This is a genomic window from Pseudomonas wuhanensis, assembly GCF_030687395.1.
Lineage (GTDB): Bacteria > Pseudomonadota > Gammaproteobacteria > Pseudomonadales > Pseudomonadaceae > Aquipseudomonas > Aquipseudomonas wuhanensis.
In genome coordinates, this window is sequence record NZ_CP117430.1 from 4508848 (window position 1) to 4529847 (window position 21000).

The 21000-nt window shown below is 60.2% G+C and carries 19 protein-coding genes and 2 pseudogenes; 7 read left to right on the plus strand and 14 right to left on the minus strand.

The features are described 5' to 3' along the window. Positions 1-106: 106 nt before the first annotated feature. Together PSH88_RS20885 and PSH88_RS20890 are read left to right on the plus strand one after the other, a co-directional pair. A complete protein-coding gene (locus PSH88_RS20885) occupies positions 107-982 on the plus strand; it encodes a LysR family transcriptional regulator (RefSeq protein ID WP_305422378.1) in 876 nt (291 codons plus the stop codon). A 114-nt stretch (positions 983-1096) separates the two neighbouring features. Further along, positions 1097-2626 (plus strand): FAD-dependent oxidoreductase, encoded by a 1530-nt coding sequence (locus PSH88_RS20890; RefSeq protein ID WP_305422379.1) that lies wholly within the window; start codon positions 1097-1099, stop codon positions 2624-2626. Positions 2627-2687: 61 nt separating this feature from the next. On the opposite strand, the gene hemB is transcribed toward PSH88_RS20890, so the two are convergent. From hemB to PSH88_RS20905, 3 genes are all read right to left on the minus strand, one after another. Then, entirely contained in the window at positions 2688-3662 is a 975-nt protein-coding gene (hemB, locus tag PSH88_RS20895; RefSeq protein WP_305483354.1) for a porphobilinogen synthase, read from the minus strand. A 145-nt stretch (positions 3663-3807) separates the two neighbouring features. After that, positions 3808-4650 (minus strand): PhzF family phenazine biosynthesis protein, encoded by an 843-nt coding sequence (locus tag PSH88_RS20900; RefSeq protein ID WP_305422382.1) that lies wholly within the window; start codon positions 4648-4650, stop codon positions 3808-3810. A 23-nt stretch (positions 4651-4673) separates the two neighbouring features. Beyond that, the gene (locus PSH88_RS20905) at positions 4674-5381 is read right to left on the minus strand and encodes a glutathione S-transferase family protein (RefSeq protein WP_305422383.1); all 708 of its coding nucleotides are present in this window, start codon (positions 5379-5381) and stop codon (positions 4674-4676) included. 292 nt (positions 5382-5673) lie between these two features. On the opposite strand from PSH88_RS20905, the gene PSH88_RS20910 reads away from it, so the two are divergent. After that, complete coding sequence (locus PSH88_RS20910) at positions 5674-6348, plus strand: histidine phosphatase family protein (protein WP_305422385.1); 675 nt, start codon at positions 5674-5676, stop codon at positions 6346-6348. 158 nt (positions 6349-6506) lie between these two features. Here PSH88_RS20910 and mnmH read toward each other — a convergent pair whose 3' ends face one another. Further along, positions 6507-7610 carry a tRNA 2-selenouridine(34) synthase MnmH gene (mnmH, locus tag PSH88_RS20915; protein ID WP_305422386.1) on the minus strand — a complete coding sequence of 368 codons (1104 nt, stop codon included), beginning with the start codon at positions 7608-7610 and terminating at the stop codon, positions 6507-6509. Continuing rightward, on the minus strand, positions 7610-8644 hold the full coding sequence (selD, locus tag PSH88_RS20920) for a selenide, water dikinase SelD (RefSeq protein WP_305422387.1): 1035 nt from the start codon (positions 8642-8644) through the stop codon (positions 7610-7612). Before selD ends, mnmH begins: the two co-directional genes overlap by 1 nt. A gap of 349 nt (positions 8645-8993) precedes the next feature. On the opposite strand from selD, the gene PSH88_RS20925 reads away from it, so the two are divergent. Both PSH88_RS20925 and PSH88_RS20930 read left to right on the plus strand, forming a co-directional pair. After that, positions 8994-9950 (plus strand): nucleoside-specific channel-forming protein Tsx, encoded by a 957-nt coding sequence (locus PSH88_RS20925; protein WP_305422389.1) that lies wholly within the window; start codon positions 8994-8996, stop codon positions 9948-9950. 24 nt (positions 9951-9974) lie between these two features. Continuing rightward, positions 9975-11009 carry a purine-nucleoside phosphorylase gene (locus tag PSH88_RS20930; RefSeq protein ID WP_305422391.1) on the plus strand — a complete coding sequence of 345 codons (1035 nt, stop codon included), beginning with the start codon at positions 9975-9977 and terminating at the stop codon, positions 11007-11009. 295 nt (positions 11010-11304) lie between these two features. Here the strand turns inward: PSH88_RS20930 and PSH88_RS20935 are convergent. Then, a pseudogene (locus PSH88_RS20935) lies at positions 11305-12407 on the minus strand (IS110 family RNA-guided transposase). Positions 12408-12692: 285 nt separating this feature from the next. Between PSH88_RS20935 and PSH88_RS20940 the strand changes: the two are divergent. After that, the gene (locus tag PSH88_RS20940) at positions 12693-12920 is read left to right on the plus strand and encodes a DUF6555 family protein (protein WP_008071169.1); all 228 of its coding nucleotides are present in this window, start codon (positions 12693-12695) and stop codon (positions 12918-12920) included. 70 nt (positions 12921-12990) lie between these two features. On the opposite strand, the gene PSH88_RS20945 is transcribed toward PSH88_RS20940, so the two are convergent. The 8 genes and pseudogenes from PSH88_RS20945 to PSH88_RS20975 form a co-directional block, all read right to left on the minus strand. Continuing rightward, a complete protein-coding gene (locus PSH88_RS20945; RefSeq protein WP_305422395.1) occupies positions 12991-13155 on the minus strand; it encodes a metallothionein in 165 nt (54 codons plus the stop codon). 370 nt (positions 13156-13525) lie between these two features. Then, positions 13526-14347: a methyl-accepting chemotaxis protein gene (locus PSH88_RS30560; RefSeq protein WP_370694714.1), complete on the minus strand. Its 822-nt coding sequence runs from the start codon at positions 14345-14347 to the stop codon at positions 13526-13528. 84 nt (positions 14348-14431) lie between these two features. After that, a pseudogene (locus tag PSH88_RS30565) lies at positions 14432-15331 on the minus strand (cache domain-containing protein); the annotation flags it as partial. Between the two features lie 64 nt (positions 15332-15395). Continuing rightward, positions 15396-16712 carry a Na+/H+ antiporter family protein gene (locus PSH88_RS20955; RefSeq protein ID WP_305422397.1) on the minus strand — a complete coding sequence of 439 codons (1317 nt, stop codon included), beginning with the start codon at positions 16710-16712 and terminating at the stop codon, positions 15396-15398. Positions 16713-17007: 295 nt separating this feature from the next. Further along, positions 17008-18321, minus strand: coding sequence for a sensor histidine kinase (locus PSH88_RS20960; protein ID WP_305422399.1), 1314 nt, complete (start codon positions 18319-18321; stop codon positions 17008-17010). Then, positions 18318-18986 (minus strand): response regulator transcription factor, encoded by a 669-nt coding sequence (locus tag PSH88_RS20965; RefSeq protein WP_030131520.1) that lies wholly within the window; start codon positions 18984-18986, stop codon positions 18318-18320. Before PSH88_RS20965 ends, PSH88_RS20960 begins: the two co-directional genes overlap by 4 nt. Before the next feature lie 3 nt (positions 18987-18989). After that, a complete protein-coding gene (locus PSH88_RS20970; RefSeq protein ID WP_305422400.1) occupies positions 18990-19310 on the minus strand; it encodes a PepSY domain-containing protein in 321 nt (106 codons plus the stop codon). Further along, the gene (locus tag PSH88_RS20975) at positions 19310-19618 is read right to left on the minus strand and encodes a PepSY domain-containing protein (RefSeq protein WP_305422401.1); all 309 of its coding nucleotides are present in this window, start codon (positions 19616-19618) and stop codon (positions 19310-19312) included. The genes PSH88_RS20970 and PSH88_RS20975 overlap by 1 nt, the downstream gene beginning before the upstream one ends. Before the next feature lie 243 nt (positions 19619-19861). Here PSH88_RS20975 and PSH88_RS20980 point away from each other — a divergent pair, with 243 nt between their 5' ends. Beyond that, positions 19862-20941 (plus strand): patatin-like phospholipase domain-containing protein, encoded by a 1080-nt coding sequence (locus tag PSH88_RS20980; RefSeq protein ID WP_305422402.1) that lies wholly within the window; start codon positions 19862-19864, stop codon positions 20939-20941. The last annotated feature ends 59 nt before the right edge of the window (positions 20942-21000 follow it).

Sequence of the window (21000 nt, forward strand, 5' to 3'; positions counted from 1 at the left end):
GGGCACATTGCGGCTGCTGTGAAGGTTAGAGCGATAGGCATTGCGGAAAAAGTAGGTTACCGTTCCAGTCTGTACGGCCGTCAACGTCCGCAATCCAGGATCCTTCATGCTCGAATCCGTTGCTGCTTTTTCCGTGTTTGTCCAGGTCGCCGAACTGCGCAGTTTCGTGGCGGCCGGCCGCGCCATGGGCGTCTCGGCTTCTGCCATCGGCAAACGGATTTCAAGGCTGGAGGAGCGCCTGGGCGTTCAGCTGTTTCAGCGCAGCACCCGCAGCATTTCCCTGACCCCCGAAGGTGAAAAGCTGCTGGAGCGCAGCCGACGCATTCTGGATGAGATAGAAGAAATCCAGACGGAACTGAGCAGCGCCGCCGACTTGCCACAGGGTAAACTCAAAGTCAGCCTGGCCCCCATCAGTGACGTGTTTCTCGATCACCTGGCGCGCTTCAATGAACGCTATCCGCAAATCGAGCTGGAACTCGATTACGCCGAGCGCAACGTTGACATCATCCAGGAAGGTTTCGACGCGGCGATTCGCGTCGGCGACGGTGCCGACAGCAATTTGCGCGCGCACCACATGGGGGATTTCCGCCGGCTGATCGTCGCCTCCCCCGCCTACCTACTTCGCCATGGGGTGCCGACCCGCCCTCAGCAACTGCTCGAGCACAAGTTGCTGCACTATCGCTCACCGAACTCGGGCAAGGTCGAACCCTGGCCACTCAATGATTGCGGTGAGCTGCACCTGCCGACTTCAATGATCTGCAACGACATCAACACCCGAATCGATTTCGCCCTCAAAGGCCTAGGCATCGCCTGCCTGCCCGATATCTCGATTCGCAAGCCGTTGCGTGAAGGGCTGTTGACACCGATGTTGCTGGACCACACGGCCAACTCGACAAAGATCCACGCACTCTGGCCCCACGCGCATCAGCACACTTCACGCCAGAAAGCCTTCATCGATTTCATCAAGTCCGTCGATTTCTGAGGGCATACCGGCTGGCGCGTCGAAAGCCTGTTACTGGCGTCGGCGCCCTCGCTGGCCTTCAATTAAAGTTCACCGCCTGATCCCATGGCGCCTGCCTTTGCTCTGGGGGACAAGATGAACCGCAATGACGTTCTGATTATCGGTGCAGGGCCCACCGGCCTGGTGCTGGCGCTTTGGCTGAGCAAGCTCGGCGTGCAGGTGCGCATCATCGACAAGACGTCGGCCCCCGGTACCACGTCCAGGGCTCTGGCCGTTCAGGCACGAACCCTTGAACTGTATCGCCAGCTCGACCTCAGCGACGCCGTGGTGCTGAACGGCCATCGCGTGTGCGCAGCGAATTTCTGGGTCAAGGGCGAACCGGTCGCGCGCCTGCCGCTGAGCACCATCGGCGAGGGTCTGACGCCCTATGCGTTTCTGGAAATCTATCCTCAAGACGAGCACGAACGCCTGCTGATCGAACGCCTGGAGGCCTTCGGTATTACGGTGGAGCGCAACACCGAACTGCAAAGTTTCGAGGAAACCGGCGACGGCATCACCGCCCGGCTGCGCTTGCCCGATGGCCAGCAGGAAACCTGCCAGGCCTGTTATCTCGCCGGCTGCGACGGCGCCCGGTCGATTGTGCGCAAAACGCTGGACACCGGTTTTCCGGGCGGCACTTACCAGCAGATTTTCTACGTGGCAGATGTGCAGGCTCGCGGCCCCACATTCAACGGTGAACTGCATGTGGACCTTGATGAAGCCGACTTCCTCGCTGTATTCCCCTTGGCCGGCGAAGGTCGCGCCCGCCTGATCGGTACGGTTCGCGACGAACGCGCCGAGCGTGTCGAAACCCTCCAGTTCGAAGACGTCAGCAGCCGTGCCATCGAGCATTTAAAGGCACAGATCGATCAGGTGAACTGGTTCTCGACTTACCGCGTGCATCACCGGGTTGCGGATCACTTTCGCACGGGGCGCGCGTTTCTGTTGGGTGACGCCGCCCATGTCCATAGCCCGGCGGGTGGCCAAGGCATGAACACCGGGATTGGCGATGCGATCAATCTGGCCTGGAAACTCGCGACGGTATTGAGCGGTGGCGCCACGACCAAACTGCTCGACAGTTATGAAACCGAACGTATCGCCTTTGCCCGGCGCTTGGTGGCCACCACTGATCGGGTCTTCAGTTTCGTCACGGCCGATGGGCCAATAGCCGACTTGGTGCGTATGCGCATGGCACCCTTTTTGATCCCGAAAATGATCTCGTTTGAAGCGGCCCGGGAGTTCATGTTTCGCACGGTGTCGCAAACCACCCTCAACTATCGCGGCATGCCGTTGAGCGAGGGCGTTGCAGGCCAGGTTCACGGCGGTGATCGGCTGCCCTGGGCCCACGACGGTGAAGGGGACAATTTCGAATCGCTGAAAAACCCGACCTGGCAGGTGCATGTGTATGGCGACACCAGCGACGAGATGATTGCCTGGTGCACCGAGCATCACCTGCCGTTGCAGGTGTTCGACTGGCGGCCAGCGTTTGAAACGGCGGGGCTGGCGCGCAACGGGTTTTACCTGCTGCGGCCGGATACGTATGTGGCGATTGCCGAGTACAGCGCCGATCCGAAGGTAATCGAGCGGTATTTCCGGGACCGTGGGATTCGGCCTTTCTTCGGCTGAACCCGAGATTAGCGAGGATGATCGTTCCCACGCGGAGCATGGGAACGATCTTTCAAAACAGTTAGATCCCGGCCAGGGCCAGGTCCATCGCAAAGTAGGTGAAGATCAAATCCGCCCCGGCCCGTTTGATCGCCCCCAGGCTCTCACGCACCACTCGGTCTTCATCGATGGCCCCGGCCTGGGCGGCGAATTTGATCATCGCGTACTCGCCACTCACCTGATACGCCGACAGCGGCAAACGCGAGGCTTCGCGGATGTCGCGGATGATGTCCAGGTACGCGCCGGCCGGTTTGACCATCAGCGCGTCGGCGCCTTCCTGCTCGTCCATCAGCGATTCACGCACAGCTTCGCGGCGGTTCATCGGGTTCATTTGATAGCTTTTGCGGTCGCCCTTCAGCGCACTGCCGCCGGCTTCGCGGAACGGCCCATAAAGCGCCGAGGCGAATTTGGTCGAATAGGCCATGATCGCGGTCTGGCTGAAACCCGCTTCATCGAGTGCCCGGCGAATGGCCTGGACCTGCCCGTCCATGGCCGCCGACGGTGCGATCACATCGGCGCCGGCCCGAGCAGCTGCCACGGCTTGTTTGCCGAGGTTGATCAGGGTCTGGTCGTTGTCGACTTCATGGTGGTGCAGCACACCGCAATGGCCGTGGTCGGTGTATTCGCAGAAACAGGTGTCGGACATCACGATCATTTCCGGCACGGCATCCTTGGCGATGCGCGACATGCGCGACACCAGGCCGTTGTCGTTCCAGGTATCGCTGCCATTGCTGTCCAGATGATGGGACACACCAAACGTCATCACCGACTTGATCCCGGCCCGAGCGTAACGCTCGATCTCGCCAGCCAGCTTCGACTCGGGAATGCGCATCACCCCGGGCATGCTCTTGATCGGCACGAAATCGTCGATTTCTTCCTCGACGAAAATCGGCAGCACCAGGTCGTTCAAACTGAATTCGGTTTCCTGGAACAGGCTGCGCAGGCTCGCATTGCGGCGCAGACGGCGTGGACGTGCTTCGGGGAACTGACTGGGCATGGGCCTTCCTGAAAAACGGCGGACAAGACGAAAGTTGTAGGGGGCGAAGCTTATGCCCTGCAAGGCGCGGGACACAAACCTTGATCACTCAAGACTGCGTTACCGCGACGGCAACAATCGCCCACCTCTGACACACCCCCACAGGTTAAATCGTCAGTACTCCTGTAATACACGTCACCACCGCGCCGCCAACCCAGATATCATCCCCCACCTGCTCGACCTGAATCCGCCCGCCACGGCCCATGGTCAGGCCCTGGCTGACGATATAAGACGCCGGCGCCAGTCCTTCGCTGAGCAACCACTGGGCAATCCCGGCGTTCAGGCTGCCGGTGGCCGGGTCTTCTGGCATGCCGTCGCCGGAGATGAACGCACGCACTTCGAACTGCGCGTCGGCGCCATCGCGTTCCAGGCACCACGGCGCGATGACACCAACAGCGAGGCCAAGCATCTGCGAATGATCCGGCTGCAAGTCCAGTACCTGCTGACGGTCCTCGACCATCACTGCCAGCCAGCCGGCGCCGTTGTCGACCCATTGCGCCCGCACAATCGCGCCCGGCGTCAACCCGAGGCCCCGCCGTACGCGCTCGACCAGTTCGGCATCCACCGGACCGGACCTGAGCAGTGGTGGCGCGAGAAACGCCAGCGCCGCACCCTGCCGACGCACCCGCACCAGGCCGACGCCGCATTCCTGAATGATCTCCTCGCCCTTGGGCACCCCACCGGCCTCGAGCCAGGCGTGACAGGTACCGAGCGTCGGGTGACCGGCGAACGGCAACTCCTGAAGAGTGGTGAAAATGCGAACTCGATAGTCGGCCCGGGGGTCCCGGGGTTCGAGCACGAAAGTGGTTTCGCTGAGGTTGGTCCAGGTCGCGAACGCCGCCATGCGCTCATCGCTGAGCCTGTCTGCGCCCAATACCACCGCCAACGGGTTGCCTTTGAGCGCGACGAGGCTGAAGACGTCTACTTGCTTGAAATCGAATGAGCTCATTGCCTGCCTTGGTGATGAGAGATTCAAAGGGGTTGCTTGGGGATTTCCAGCCCGCGAATCACCGCCGGCCTTGCCAGAAAGCGTTCCAGCACGCGGGTGACGTTGGGGAAATTCTGGATACCGACCAGGTCACCGGCCTCGTAGAAGCCGATCAGGTTGCGCACCCATGGAAAGGTCGCGATGTCGGCGATGGTATAGCGCTCGCCCATGATCCAGTCGCGCCCTTGCAGACGGCCTTCAAGAACCTGGAGCAAGCGCTTGCTTTCGTCGACGTAGCGATCACGAGGACGCTTGTCTTCGTAGTCCTTGCCGGCGAATTTGTTGAAGAAACCGAGTTGGCCGAACATTGGCCCGATACCGCCCATCTGAAACATCAGCCACTGAATGGTCTCGTAACGCGCCGCCGATTCCTGCGCCAGCAGTTGCCCGCTCTTGTCGGCGAGGTAAATCAGAATCGCCCCGGATTCGAACAACGCCAGTGGTTTATCTCCCGGACCGTGGGGGTCGAGAATCGCCGGGATCTTGTTGTTGGGGTTCAGCGAGAGAAATTCAGGGGACAGCTGATCGTTGGTGTCGAAGCCCACGCGATGCGGTTCGTAGGGCAGTCCGATTTCCTCAAGCATGATCGAAACCTTGACGCCATTGGGCGTTGGCAAGGAATAGAGCTGGATCCACTCCGGGTATTGGGCCGGCCATTTTTGAGTGATGGGGAATGCAGACAAATCGGTCATAAGGGGGCATCCACGAGAAAATCGGAGTGAAGATCATAATCTACAGAGGGATAAGGTATGTGCCGCGTCCATAAATCCGCAACATCCTGTCGATAACCTTTCCCCCAATCCATTCAAGGTTGCCGCTAAAGTGCCAGGCACCTCGCTCGGATCGAACCAAAGGGCTTCAGAGGACTCTGAGCATTGCCCCGTAGGAAACGGACCGGGTCAACGACATGGAATACACCCGATGCTGGGAGCTCGCGGTGTCAAGGTTTGTCAGCCTTAACCGAATGCGCTGAAGATCACCTCGATGATGAATCCATTGAAATTCGCCAAACGCTTCAAACATCGCGCCTATATCTTCCTGCCCTCCCTGCTGGCGGTCAGCGCGTTGTTCTTGTCGCTTGAGTCCAGTGAAAGCCGCGCCCAACCGGCGGACGGCACTCAGACGCTGGTATTTCTGCGCCACGCGGAAAAACCGGCCGGCGGCCTGGGCCAGCTCAATTGTCAGGGACTGAATCGCGCCATCGACCTGGCCACCTTGTTGCCGGAAAAATTCGGCAAGGCCAACTACGTGTTTGCCGCCAACCCGACGCGCAATGTCGAGGAAGGCGAACTGGATAATTCCTACAGCTACATCCGCCCCCTGATGACCATCAGCCCCAGCGCAATCAAGCTCGGCTTGCCGGTGAACATCGACTTCTCGGCCAACGACACCAGCGACCTGGCGGATGAACTTCTCCACGACAAGTATCACAATTCGGTCATTTATACGGCCTGGTCCCACGGCTACCTGCCCGAGCTGATCAACAAAGTCGCCGGGGAAGCCGTCGGCAAGAAACAGAACATCACCGATGATTGGGCCTCCAGCGACTACGACTCGCTGTATGTGCTCACGCTGACCTGGCACAACGGCAAGGCCAGCCTGCAGAGCCACAGCTACAAACAAGGGCTGGATAACGGTCAGGAGACCTGTCCGACGTAAGCTGTGATCGTGGTGGTGCTTCAAGTTTTACAGTGCCTGTCACGGCCCCCTCGCGGGCAAGCCCGCTCCCACAGTGGTCTGTGGTGAAGCACAGATTTGTGATCGACACTGTCCCTTGTGGGAGCGGGCTTGCCCGCGAGGGGGCCAGCAAAACAACATCACCCCCGCTGATTACCCCGTTCCCGCAGGTATTCAAGCACCGCCACCCGATCCCCGACAAACTCAATCCGCGAACCCTTCTTCTCCCGCTGAAACGCATACATCGGGTCGTAATACTCGCGTAGCAACCCTTCGATCCAGCCCCGGTGCAAATCCACCGCTCCACTGTTCGCCTGTTCTGCCAGCGCGTCTTCCATCAAGGTCAACATCCGTTGATGACGTTCGCCGCCCAACCGTTTCTGGACATTGTTCAGGCTCGCCAGCAAACGCTCGGAAAACAGCGCGAAGCCTTCATCGCCATGCACGTCGATGAACTCGGCGCACAAGTCCACCACGTAATCACGCAGGATCCGTTCGACGCGCCCTTCCAGGCTGTCTTCCAGCCAGACCATCGGAAATTGCTGCATGCCCTGATACAGCTGCAGCGGCAAGGCGCAACTGCCGATCGCGCGGCTCTCGTCTTCCAGCACGAACTGTTCGATACCACGGGCACGTTTCTTCAGTACATCCACGGCCACGCGGTTTTCAAAGTCGATGTTGGAGGGTTGGCCGGTGGCGCGCTTGCCGAAACTGGAGCCGCGATGATGGGCGTGACCTTCAAGGTCCAGCCCGTTGTTCAATTGTGTGAGTACCTCAGTCTTGCCGGTGCCGGTCATGCCGCCCAGCAAAACGAAATCGCACTGGGCAATGGCCTGGTCGAGCGTATCGAGCAAGAAGGTGCGCATGGCCTTGTAGCCGCCACCGACTCGCGGATAGTCAATGCCCGCTTCATCCTTGAGCCACTGCTGAACGATCTGCGAACGCAGCCCGCCGCGAAAACAATACAAATAACCATCCGGATGAGCCCGGGCGAAATCGGCCCAGGCCTGGATGCGCTCGGCCTTGATCTCGCCGGCCACCAATTGATGTCCCAGGGTGATGGCCGCTTGCTGACCTTGCTGCTTGTAGCAAGTGCCGATCCGTTGCCGCTCGAGGTCATTCATCAGCGGCAGATTGACCACGCCGGGGAATGAGCCCTTGAGAAACTCGACCGGCGCGCGGGTATCCATCATCGGCCGGTCGTTGAGAAAGATGTCGCGGTAATCGGTGACGTCGATGGACATCAAAACACCTCTACCGCGTTAGTCTGTCGCTCAACCAATTCGCCGATCGGCTCAAGGTTCAGGCCAAGCTCGGCGGCAACCTTGAGGAACTGTTCGTTGCCTTCAGGGGTGACCGCAATCAGCAGGCCACCGCTGGTCTGCGGGTCGCAGAGCACACGTTTGTGCAACTCCTGGAGCCGGCCGACCTTGCTGGCGTAGCTGTCGAAATTGCGCAGCGTGCCGCCCGGCACGCAGCCCTGATCGAGGTAATACTCGACACCCGGCAGGCGCGGCACGCGGTCATATTCGATGCGGGCGGTCACGTTGCTGCCGTCGGCCATTTCCACCAAGTGCCCAATCAGGCCAAAACCGGTGACGTCGGTCATTGCGGTCACGCCGTCGAGTTTGCCGAAACGACTGCCGGGTTTGTTCAGGGTGCACATCCAGTCGCGGGCCAGGCCGATGTCGGCATTGCGCAACTTGCCCTTCTTCTCGGCGGTGGTGAGGATGCCGATGCCCAAAGGTTTGGTGAGGTACAGCAAGCACCCGGCGATGGCGGTGTCGTTGCGTTTCATGTGGCGCTTTTCCACCAACCCGGTCACGGCCAGGCCGAAGATCGGCTCTGGCGTGTCGATGGAGTGGCCACCGGCCAGAGGAATTCCCGCTTCATCGCAGACCGAACGCCCGCCGCGAATCACTTCCCGGGCGATCTCCGGCGCCAGCACATTGACCGGCCAGCCGAGGATCGCAATCGCCATCAACGGGTCGCCGCCCATGGCGTAGATATCGCTGATGGCGTTGGTGGCGGCGATGCGGCCGAAGTCGAACGGATCGTCGACGATCGGCATGAAAAAGTCGGTGGTCGAGACCACGCCGCGTTCTTCGTCGATGGCATACACCGCCGCGTCATCGCGCGAGGCGTTGCCGACCCAGAGTTTCGGGTCCAGGTTTTGCGCACCGCTGCCGGCCAGAATCACCTCCAGCACCTGGGGCGAAATCTTGCAGCCACAGCCTGCGCCATGGCTGTATTGGGTCAGTCGAATCGGCTCGCTCATCGGGGGGGTGCACCTTGTGAAGTCAATGCCGAGGATTCTACAGCAACCCAGAAGCTCCTTTGCTCGTCCTTGCCACAGATCGGGTTATTGATCTGACAGTCGACACCACTTTGGTGCATATCCCCCCGCCAGATCCCCTTCGCCCTGAATTTCACTCCTGTTGCTCCCCCCCCGAAATCCTTGACCAATAGGACAGCAAAACTGCCAATTCTCTCTATTTTTCAGAACATTGAACAAAACTGGTATGCCTTGTGCAAACGTTTGCGAGTCGCCGATACCGGCCTGTTCGACACCTAACCTCGTAAACCCGCATCACCGGGCTTTCGATCCGCACGAAAAGGGACTTTTAATGCATTGCACCTCCAGCCGCGTGACTTGCTCGCGCACTTTGGCTGTTTCCTTGCTGCTGGCCAGCGTTACAGGACTACTCAGCAGCCACGTTTTGGCCCAACCGGCCACCGCCGAAGAATCCGCCCAGGGCGAAACCCTCAGCCCTGAAGCCAACCCACCGAAAAAAGGCGCCTACCTGTCGGACTGGTTCAACCAGGACCTGACCGTCATCGGCAGCAAAGACATCAGCTTCGGCCCGCAACCGGCCGACGACATCTACCTGGAATATGAATACTTCGGCCGCAAGGGACCGTTTGAGTTGTACGGCTACATCGACATTCCAAAGATCTTCGACATCGGCAACAGCCATGACAAAGGTGTCTGGGACCACGGCTCGCCAGTGTTCATGGAGCACGAGCCGCGGATCTCCATCGACTACCTGGCCGGCCGCAGCCTGGCCATCGGGCCGTTCAAGGAATGGTACGTGGCGTTCGACTGGATCTACGACCACGGCAGCAACAGCGCCAACCGCGCCAATACGCTGTACAGCGGTTTGGGCACCGACATCGACACCCAATCGCGGGTCAATCTATCGGCCAACTTCTATGGCCGCTACCAGTGGGAAAACTACGGGGCCAGCAACGAGTATTCGTGGGACGGCTACCGCGCCCAACTCAAGTACATCGTGCCCATCAGCAGTTTCAGCAACGGTGCTTCGTTGACCTACATCGGTTTCACCAACTTCGACTTCGGCTCCGATCTGCACAAGGACAATCCCGCCCGCACCGCCAATGCCACCGTGGCCACCAACGTGTTGCTTTACGCCTTCACCCACTTGCGTTTCACCCTGGTCGGCCGTTACTTCCACAACGGCGGCAACTGGGACGACGGCAGTGAGTTGAATTTCGGCGACGGTGATTTCCGCGCCCGTTCCAACGGCTGGGGTTACTATGCCGGTGTCGGTTATCAGTTTTAAGACTTATTTGAATCAGGAGGTTTTATGAATGCAATGACGCGTCTTTCCCTGTCCGTGGGCATTGTCTGCGGCGCCCTGCTCTCTTCCGCTACCTGGGCGACTGAAGCGCCCATTCAGCCGAAAGTAATGCTGATCACCATGTTCGCCCCCGAGGCGCAGAACTGGATCGATCGCCTGGAACTCAAGCAAGAAGTGCGCGTACCGGGCCTGTCCGCCGAGTACCCGAACATTCGCTGCAACACCCAACAGGTGTGCCTGATGGTCACCGGCATGGGCCAGACCAATGCCGCGGCCTCTACTCTGGCCCTGGCGCTGTCGCCGAAATTCGACCTGCGCAAAAGTTACTTCCTGATCGCCGGTATCGCCGGCATCAGCCCCCACCACGGCACCATCGGCACCACCGCGTGGGCACACTATCTGGTGGAGTTCGGCACCCAGTGGGAGCTGGATTCCCGGGACGCGCCGAAAGACTGGCCGACCGGTTACCTGGGCATCAACACCAAAGGCCCGAACGAAAAGCCGCCGCTGGACTACAAAACTGAAGTGTTCGAACTCAATCCGAAGTTGCAGGCCAAGGCGTTCGCCCTGAGCCACAAGGTCCATCTGAGCGAGAGCAAGGAATCAGCGATATGGCGTTTGAAGTATCCGTCGGCCCCAGCCAATCAGCCGCCAGTGGTAACCCAGTGCGACACGCTGGCGGGCAATACCTGGTTCTCCGGAACGCGGTTGAGCGAGCGGGCGGAAGTCTGGACCAGGCTGCTGACCAATAACGAAGGGGTCTATTGCACGACTCAGCAGGAAGACAACTCCACCTACGAGGCGCTGCTGCGCGCCAGCCGCGAGGGCCTGGTGGACGTCCGGCGCCTGGCGGTGGTGCGCGCCGGTTCTGACTTCGACCGGCCGGCGCCGGGCCAGAGTGAGGTGGATAACCTGCTCAAATACGCCGATCAGGGTGGGTTTGTGCCAGCGCTGGAGAACCTGTACCGCACGGGGAATCCGTTGGTGCAGGAGATTTTGCAGAATTGGTCGGCTTGGGAGAAAGGTGTGCCTGAGGTCTGAGTCCGGCTTGAGGACGCCTTCGCGGGCAAGCCTCGCTCCTATGTATGGACTCGCCCCTCACTGTCAACCCGCTTTGCTTTTGAACACTGCTACCCGGTTGCATCTATGTATCAGGCCTGTTCGAGGAAGCGCCTGGCTTCTGGCCAACATCGGATCAGCTCGCGGGATGCCGATTACAGAGAGGCCTCAAGGGCCAGTAGGAGCGCAGGCATCTATCCGCGACGGTTTAACCTGGGGTCAATGTTCTCTAGCAAGGGTTGAGGCGCCAAGCGCCTCGGTGGCAGAACTCGTTAAATCACTGGCCTATCACCACCTCCTGACGCTCAGCCGGCTGGCGGTGATAGGTGTCTTTGTTTTGCAGTAACACCCAGATGATCCGCAGGTTGCGGTTAGCCAGACGCACCGCAGCCCCTTTCTGTCCATGACGGCCTAGCCAGCGTTGCAGGCGGCGGTCATCAGGATGATCCGAGCTGGGATTGAGCTGTCTGAGGACAGCATGTGCACCTTGTATGGCCAGACTGCGGATGTAGGCATCCCCGCGTTTGGCCATCTTGCCCAGCCGGATCGTATTTCCACTGCTGTACTGCTCGGGCACTGTGCCGAAGTAAGCTGCAAAATCCCGGGCATTGGCAAAACGCTCAGGTTCGGTCTGCTTGGCAATCACGGCCGAGGAGAAGATCGGACCGACACCGCGTACCGTCATTAGCCGCTTCGCGGTGTCGTCTTCACGAACTGCGCGCTCCAGGCGCCCGGTCATCACTTCGATACGTTCAGCCATGTGCTTCCACTCAGCGAGCAATTCGGCGATCAGCTCGTGTAGCAACGCGGGGATCGGCTGGCTGGAGTCTTCGAGTAGCTGAGTGACGTTTCGGTCAATGGCTGCTTTGCCCTGGGGGATGGAAAAACCATGTTCCAGCAGCAATCCACGCATCTGGTTGCCCATGGCGGTGTGCTCTTTCACGTAGCGCGGCGTACTCGGTGCAACGCTTGCATTTCCAGCCCGGCTACGGTTTTGACCGGCACGGCGTGAGCACGCTCGTCCCGGCCGGCGCGCAGGATGGCCAACACGTCGTTACGGTCGTTCTTCGGTCCGCTGCGATGCTTGGCCACATGCTGAGCCGGCAGGATTCGAGGCTGATTGCCCTGTTCCAGCAGCAACCGGGCCCAAGCCTGCGCACCTGGGCCGGTTTCCATCAAGACCGAGGTGCCAGGTGGCAATTGGCGCAAGAAGGTGGAAAAGGCTTCACGGGATTTGAGGCGTTTCTCGTAGATCACTTGACCCAGATGATCTTCACCCGCTACTTGAAACACACTCTTCGCCAGATCCACGGCTACGGTGGTACAGGCCGAAAGGTTGTTTGCAGACAGGGAATTCTTTTTCGACGTACTCTTGCTCATGGGCTCGCCCTCGCTGTCGCTGACATCTATAGGATGCCACCGTGGCGCATAGACGCCTCGGCGTGGGCGAGTCCATTCGATTACAGAGAGCGAGCCTGCTCGCGAAGACTATGACGGTTCCGCCGGCGCACCTTGGGCCATAGGCTAGGATAATTGGGGGTCAGGAAGGCTCCATGATAACGAGGCGTCCGGCTGTCGCCAGTCACTGTCACCGTCCGACATTTCGACTGAATTTTCGCCGCGCCTCGCGATCCCTCTATAACTACAGGGAGGAATACAGGCGTTATGAACAATGCAAAACTTTTCGTTATTGAATACACCCTTCATGGCCAGCCCAAGTCTTTCATTATCCGCCTGGACAAAATGGACAATGCAGAGGCTTGGCACTGGGCAAGTTGCGACGCCGGAGTCGGCCGGATCCCGCGCTTTGGCCGTGAACGGGTGCAAAAGACCAGCAAACCGCTGGCGGAAAAATTCGGCATCGAGAATGTGACCTGGCGACCGGCCAGTTGAGCGTCAAAAAGGAGGGGGACGATTCAAACTGAAGTGGAGCCTGGACGGCTCCACTTTTTTGGCTGAATAGTCAGTGTTGAGCACACTTGCAGCCTTTGGTGGAGCATGCCTCGCCGTTTTCATGGTGCTTGGCGCAGGCTTCACAGCAATAGTGCTTGCCGTGGCGCGCGATCGGATGTTCGCCCAGCTTGCAGGAACATTTGGGGCAGTCGCAGATACTTTCACTGTCGATCATGAGTCTGACTCCATTGTTGTGGTCGTCAAGGTGCCGCGGGTGCGCGACACCTGAAGCAAATGACCGCCTGCTCCCCAAACGGGTTCAAACAAACGCTTGGACGGTGTTTGCTTACTAATGAGGGTAGTCGCGATGCTGCTATTCAGGGACGAACACTGCCCTGTGGCTAGGGGAAAACTCTAATATCGGTAAGTCAAGGAGCAGAACCTGTGGGAGCGTGGCTTGCCCGCAATGAACGATGACGCGTAATACCTGAAAAACCGCGGTGCATTCTTCGCGGGCAAGCCACGCTCCCACAGGATCTTCGTCGCTCACATTTCTTGACTTATCGGCATTGTGGCAAGCCCCCTCGCCACACAAACAACATCAATCAAATACGGAATTGCCCGACCAGTTGCCCCAGGCGCTGACCGAGGTCGGCCAGGCTGCGCGAGGTTTGCGCGCCGAGCTGGGTTTCGTCGGCGACGCTGTCCACGGCCACGGCGATCTGATGCACGCTGCGGTTGATTTCTTCGGCCACGGCGGTTTGCTCTTCGGCGGCGCTGGCGATCTGGGCGTTCATCGAGTTGATGGTGCCGATCAGTTGGGCCATGGCGTCCAGAGACGCTCCCGCCTCGTTGGCCTGGGCCGACGTGCCGTCGCCAGCCTCGCTGGAGCGGCGCATGGCTTCGACTGCCGATTGAGTGCCGGCCTGCAAGCGGTCGATCATGCTCTGGATTTCCTGGGTGCTGATTTGCGTGCGACTGGCCAATGCCCGCACTTCGTCGGCGACCACCGCAAAACCACGCCCGGCCTCACCGGCGCGGGCCGCTTCAATGGCGGCGTTGAGCGCCAGAAGGTTGGTCTGTTCGGCAATCGAACGGATCACCCCGAGCACGCTGACAATCGACGACACGTCTTTCTGCAGGCTGTCGAGGGACACGCCGCTGCTGCGAATGTCGTTCACCAACGCATGAATCTTCACGATGCTGCCGGCCACCACACGCTTGGCGGCCTGGCCTTCTTCGTCGGTCTGCTGGGCAGCGACCGCCGCGTTTTGCGCGCTTTTGGCCACTTCCTGGGCCGCCGCCGACATTTCGTTGATCGCCGTGGCCACCTGATCAGTCTCGTGACGCTGGCGCTCCATGGCCTGATCCGAGCGCTGGGCCTGATCGGACACCTGATTCACCAGCCCGGTCAGTTGCGAGGTCATTTCAGTGATCTGCCGCACCAGGCCGTGGATCTTGTCGACGAAACGGTTGAACGAGCCGGCCAGTTCGCCGAGTTCATCCTGGCTGGTGATGGACAGGCGTCGGGTCAGGTCGCCCTCGCCCGCCGCGATGTCGTCGAGGTTGGCTTTCATCAGGTTCAGCGGACGCAGAATGGTGTTGGCCAACAGCATCCCGGCAGCAGCGATCATCAGCAGCACCACCACGGCAATCCCGACAATGCTCAGCACCACGCCTTGCATGCGTTCCTGGACCTTGGCCTCAACCACCGCCACTTGAGCTTCGATGCCGTCGAGGTTGACCGAGGTGCCGACCGCCATGTCCCACTTCGGCAGGTATTCGGTGTAGCCGAGTTTAGGCACCAGCACTTGGGTGTTACCGGGCAGCGTCGAGCTGTATTGCAGGTAGTGAGTACCGTCCTTGGCGACTTTTACCAGGTCACGGTTGACGTAGACGCCGTTCGGGTCGCGGTTGTCCTTGAAGCTCTGGCCCACGCCTTCGGGGCTGTTGGCCTTGAACAGGCGCACAGTGTTGGAGTCGTAGCCGAAGAAGTAGCCGTCCTTGCCGTAGGTGATGCTCGACAGCAACTTGATCACCTGCGCCCGCGCCGCATCATCGCCGGGAGCGGCTGCGTCATAGAGCGGTTTGATCGTGGTCATGGCCACAGCAACGTAACTTTGCAGGGTCGCCTTGGCATCGCTGAGCAGGCGCAGACGGGTTTCCTCGACTTCCTTGCGGGCCTGCTCTTGCAGGATGAACAGCGTGGTCAGGCTGATGACCAGCGCAAAGAGCAGCACCGGGAGGACGGCAAGGGACAGGACTTTAGCCTTCAGGCTCATGCGCATGACGTTCACTCTTATGATTTTGTTGGCGTGGTTAAAGGCTTTAACGGCAGGCCAAATCAAAAGTTGAGTCAGGGTCACATTGATCCTGTGGGAGCGGGCTTGCCCGCGATAGCGTCGGTACATTCAGTATCAATGCGACTGAAAGGCCGCCATCGCGGGCAAGCCCGCTCCCACAGGGTTAGAGGTGTTACAGAACCATCGCCGCTACCCAGCCAAACGCCAGCAATGGCAGGTTGTAGTGCAGGAAGGTCGGGACCACGGTGTCCCATATATGGTGATGCTGGCCATCGATGTTCAGACCGGAGGTCGGGCCCAGGGTTGAGTCCGAGGCAGGTGACCCGGCATCACCCAACGCACCGGCGGTGCCGACGATGCACACGATGGCGATCGGGCTGAAGCCCAGTTGCACGCACAACGGCACGAAAATCACCGCCAGAATCGGTACGGTGGAAAACGACGAGCCAATGCCCATGGTCACCAACAGGCCCACCAGCAACATCAGCAGCGCGCCGATGGCTTTGCTGTGGCCGATCCACGAGGCCGAGGTTTCGACCAGTGTCTGCACTTGCCCGGTAGCTTTGATCACTTCGCCAAACCCGGACGCGGCGATCATGATGAAGCCGATCATCGCCATCATCTTCATGCCTTCGGTGAACAGGTCATCGGTGTCGCGCCATTTGACGATGCCCGACACCGAAAAGATCAGGAAGCCCGTCAGCGCCCCGATAATCATCGAGTCCAACAGCAACTGCACAATGAACGCGGCGGCAATGGCCAGACCGGCGATCATCAGGCTCAACGGGTTGTATTGCACCGCGACCTGTTCGACCTGCTCGATCTTTTCCAGGTCGTAAACACGCTTCTTACGGTAGCTGATGAACGCTGCCGCCAGGCCAAACACCATGCCCAGTGCCGGAATGCCCATGGCATGGGTGACATTGATACCGCTGATGTCCACGCCACTACGGGCGACGTTGGCCAGCAGGATTTCATTGAGGAAAATGTTGCCGAAGCCCACGGGCAGGAACATGTACGGCGTGATCAAACCGAAGGTGATGACACAGGCAATCAATCGACGGTCCAGTTGCAGCTTGGTCAGCACATATAACAGTGGTGGCACCAGCAACGGGATAAAGGCGATATGAATCGGCAAAATGTTCTGGGAGGCGATGGCCACCACCCACAGCAAACCGATCAGCAGCCATTTGACGTTTCCGCCACCGTTGGCGTGCTGGCGATCGACCATGGCCAGGGCTTTGTCGGCCAGCGCATGGGCCAGGCCAGACTTGGCGATGGCCACCGCGAATGCGCCGAGCAAAGCGTAGGACAATGCAACCGTCGCCCCGCCGCCCAGGCCATTGTTGAAGGCTTTCAGGGTCGCATCGATACCCAGGCCACCGGTCAAACCACCGACCAGCGCGCCCACAATCAGCGCGATCACCACATGCACGCGGGACAGGCTGAGTATCAGCATGATGCCGACCGCGGCAATTACTGCATTCATTGTTGTTACCTCAAAAGCAGCGCGGTGAGGCAATCACCGCCAAACGGAATGAGTCCGGCCGGCAGCCTGCATGAGCGCCGCCAGCGGATGGAGAAAAGGGTTTTATTAGAGGGCGCGCACTGTGCCGGACCGTCGTCCCCTTGTCAAAGCGAACACCCATTACTGATGTGTAACGGATTGCGATAGCCCTATGGTGTGGCTTGCCTGTGGCGAGGGAGCTTGCTGGCCTGCCTGATACACCGCTATCGCGGGCAAGCCCGCTTCCACAGGTTAATCGGCGTCCTTCAGATTGGGGTCAGCGTTTGGGCAACTCGATCGTCACCTTCAACCCGCCCCACTCGCTTTCCTGCAACTTCAACACTCCGCCCCACGTGTCGACGATGTCGCGCACGATGCCCAATCCCAAGCCATGCCCATCCGTCTGTTCATCAAGTCGTGTGCCACGGCTGAACACCTGAGCGCGCTGGTCTTCGGGAATTCCCGGTCCATCGTCTTCCACGCTCAACTCAAACTTTTCTGCCGTTTCGACCACGCTCAGCCGCACCTCGGCATCCGCCCATTTGCAGGCGTTGTCCAGCAGGTTGCCAAGCAACTCCAGCAGATCTTCACGATCCCACGGCAGTTGCAGACCGGCCGGCGCGCGGTAGCTCAGCTCGAGGTGCTCGCCGTGAATCATGTTCAACGTGGCCAGCAACCCCGGCAGTTCCGCAGCGCAATCGAACAGCGCCCCCGGCAGTGCATCGCCGGACAACCGGGCACGGTTGAGTTCGCGATTGAGCCGTTGTTGAACCTGTTCCAGTTGTGCCTGCATGACTTTGCGCAGCTGCGGGTGAGCATCGAGTTTTTCGCTGGAAGCCAGGCTCAACAACACCGCCAGCGGGGTTTTCAACGCATGGCCAAGATTACCTAACGCATTGCGTGAGCGCTTTAGGCTGTCTTCGGTGTGGGCCAGCAAATGGTTGATCTGCGCCACCAGCGGCTCCAGCTCCAGCGGCACTTCTTCGTCGAGTTGCGAGCGCTGGCCCTGCTGCAATTGGGCGATCTGCTCGCGGGCTTTTTCCAGCGGGCGCAAGGCGCGGCGCACGGTGATGCGTTGCAACAGCAATATCAGCAACAGCCCTGCCAGCCCCAACCCGAGGCCGACCTGTTGCATGCGCCGGAAGCTCTCGCGCACCGGGGTGTAATCCTGGGCGACGCTGATGGAAATCGCCTGGCCCAAGCGCCGGTAGTCCGAACGCAACACCAGCAACTGTTGCCCTTCCGGCCCCAACTGCAGGTTGCTGTGCAGGCCTGGGTGTTCGAGTCGCGGCAGATCCTGATCCCATAACGAGCGGGAACGCCAATGGCTGTCGGCAAAGTCGATGCGAAAGTAATGCCCGGAAAACGGTCGCTGATAGGCCGGCGACAAGTGCCGCTCATCCAGCTGCAAACCCTGCGGGCCCCGCACCAGCGCCACCAGCAGGTTCTCACTGTCATTGCGCAGCCCGGCTTCGAGGTAGCGCTGCAAACCCATTTCGAACAGCCACAGGCTGGTTTGCGCCAGCACCAGGCCGACGATCACCATCACGCTGATCAGGCCCAGGCTCAAGCGGCGCTGGATTGACCTCACTGGGCTTGCCCGCCGAACAGGTAACCCTGGCCGCGACGGGTTTCGATCACGCTGCGGCCGAGCTTGCGACGCAGGTGGTTGACGTGGACTTCCAGCACGTTGGAATCGCGTTCGGTTTCACCGTCGTAGAGGTGTTCAGCGAGATGGCTTTTGGAAAGGATCTGTTCGGGGTGCAGCATGAAGTAGCGCAGCAGGCGAAACTCGGCAGCGGTGAGCTGGATGTCGGCGCCGTCGCGGGTCACGCACTGGCGACCTTCATCCAGATGCAAGCCTGCGGCCTTGAGTGTCGGCTGATTGGCGTGGCCGTGGGAGCGGCGTAACAATGCCTGGACTCGCAGGTGCAGCTCTTCGGGGTGAAACGGTTTGGTCAGGTAATCGTCGGCGCCGGCCTTGAGGCCTTCGATCCGCTCGGCCCAGGAACCGCGCGCCGTGAGGATCAGCACTGGCGTGGCCAAGCCGCCGGCCCGCCATTGCGCCAACACCTCGAGCCCCGGCAGACCCGGCAGGCCGAGGTCGAGAATGATCAGGTCATAGGGCTCGCTGCTGCCCTGGTACACCGCATCGCGGCCGTCGGCCAGCCAGTCCACGGCGTAACCCTGCCGGTTGAGGCCGGCCATCAATTCGTCGGCCAGCGGCACGTGGTCTTCCACCAGAAGCAAACGCATCGATCAATCTTCCTTGTCTTTCAGTAACTGGCCGGTGGTGGCGTCGAGGTCCAGCTCACGCACCACACCTTCGGTGGTCAGTAGCTCGACCTCGTAAATGTAGACGTCGTGCTTTTCCTCAAGCTCGGCTTCCAGCAGCTTGGCCCCGGGATAACGGTCCAGCGCTTGCTTCAACAGTTGCTCCAGCGGCAGGATCACCCCTTGCTGGCGCAGGCGCAGGGCCTCGTCCTGATCCAGGTCGCGGGCCATGACCACCGAGCAGAAAGCCAGGAGCGCCAACGCCATTCGACTGCCGGTGCGTCGATTTAAAGAAAACACCTTCATTACGTATCCTGATGATCCTTGAGAACCTGCCCGCTGACAGCGTCCAACTCCAGGTCCCATTCAAGGCCCTGCGGGTCGCGCAGTTCCACCTGGTAGATGTACTTGCCGTACTCTTCTTCAAGCTCGGTTTCGCTGATGTTGGCGCCGGGGTGTTTGGCCAATGCCGTGGCGTTGAGCTTCTCGAAGGACACAATGGTACCAGCGTCGCGCAGTCTCAGGGCTTCGTCGGGGCCGAGGTCGCGAGCGTGGGCGATGCTGGCAGTCATGGTGATGATGGAGGCGGTGAACAGGGCAGTCAGGATTTTCATGGGTGTCTCCGTATTTTTTTATGTGTTGCTTCGAGGGTCACCTTAGTGATTCGAACTTAACTGAAACTGAATTGCCATCATTTGGACTGGCACCATGATATCGCAGACATACACAAAACCTGTGGGAGCGGGCTTGCTCGCGAAGGTGGTTCAACATTCAGCAAAAATGTCGACTGTTACACCGCTTTCGCGAGCAAGCCCGCTCCCACATAATCCCCCGCCTGCCAGACATCGAGACCGGTTATGACCGCGATCCACATCAAGTTCCCTTCCCTGACTATCAAGGCCGGCCCGCGTGCCTTGGCGCGCATCCGTGCCAATGGCTTGAGCGCCGCGGATGTGGGCACATTGCCGGGCGCCGCCGGTGGCCCGAAAGCGTTGGGCATTCAGGGGCTGGATCTGGCGCTGTTCGGCGAATGGCTGCCGGCGGTGCCCCGGGAGCGTTCGCTGATTGGTGCGTCGGTGGGTTCCTGGCGGTTCGCCAGCGCCTGCCTGCCGGATGCCGCTGAAGGCATCCGCCGCCTCGGTCATCTGTACACCGAGCAGAACTTCGCCAAGGGTGTGACCATGGCGCAGATCAGCCAGAGCTCCCGGCGCATGCTCGATGACTTGCTCGACGGCCGCGACGCGTCGATTCTGGACAACGCCCACTACCGACTGAACATCATGGTGGTCAAAAGCCATGGCCTGCTGGCGGACGATCATCGCGGTCGGCTGGGGCTGGGCCTGTCGTCGGTGATCGCCGACAACCTGCGCGGGCGAGCGCGGCTGTCACGGCATTTCGAGCGGCTGATCCTCCACGACCCGCGCCTGGCACCACCGGTCAACGCGCTGAATGACTTCCCGTCGCGCTTCGTTGCGCTGGATGCCGGCAACCTGCGCCAGGCCTTGCTGGCCTCGGGTTCGATCCCGATGGTCATGCAAGGCGTGCGCGACCTGCCGGGTGCTGGCGCCGGGACGTTTCGCGATGGCGGGCTGCTGGACTATCACCTCGACTTGCCCTACAGCGGCAACGACATTGTGCTGTATCCGCATTTCACCGATCGGGTGATCCCCGGCTGGTTCGACAAGCCCCTGCCGTGGCGCCGTGCCTGCCCGGCGCGCTTGCAGGATGTTCTGTTGCTGGCACCGTCAAAGGAATATCTGTCGCGCCTGCCCTACGGCAAACTGCCGGATCGTAACGATTTCAAGCGCTTCATGGGCGACGCCCCGAGCCGGCAGAAATACTGGCGCGCGACGATGGATGAAAGCCGTCGCCTGGGTGATGAGTTCCTTGAACTGGCCACCAACGGTCGCCTCGGCGAGCGCTTGCTGACCCTTTAGTCAGTGTTTTCCCGCAACCCCAAACGCAAACTGTTAAACTCGCCACCTGCCCACATCGC